This window comes from Halomonas marinisediminis (genome assembly GCF_004347715.1).
Taxonomy (GTDB): Bacteria; Pseudomonadota; Gammaproteobacteria; order Pseudomonadales; family Halomonadaceae; genus Halomonas; species Halomonas icarae.
Window position 1 is genome coordinate 1 of the sequence record NZ_SLTR01000530.1, and the last position, 265, is coordinate 265.

Genomic DNA, 265 nt, shown 5'->3' on the forward strand with positions numbered 1-265 from the left:
TCATAGGTGGTTATTTCTCGTTTGCATTAGCAACAAATAGTTGCTTGCCGTTAAGTTTAAAGCTATTGATCAACTCTTGACCACGAGTGTTGACTAACCAATCACTGAATACTTTTGCACCATTGTAGTTAATGGTTGGGTAACGCTCAGGGTTAACTAAGATAACTTGGTAAGGGTTAAACAAGTTTTTGTCGCCTTGAACTAAGATCTTAAGGTCTAGTTTATTATTATAGGCTAACCAAGTACCGCGGTCTGTCATTGTGTA

Annotated in this window: 1 protein-coding gene; it reads right to left on the bottom strand. The window is 37.7% G+C overall.

Annotated features, from left to right (window positions below; all coding sequences use genetic code 11):
- Positions 1-10: 10 nt before the first annotated feature.
- Positions 11-265 (bottom strand): substrate-binding domain-containing protein (locus tag E0702_RS17685; protein ID WP_368816927.1); only part of this gene is annotated, 255 nt, incomplete at its 5' end.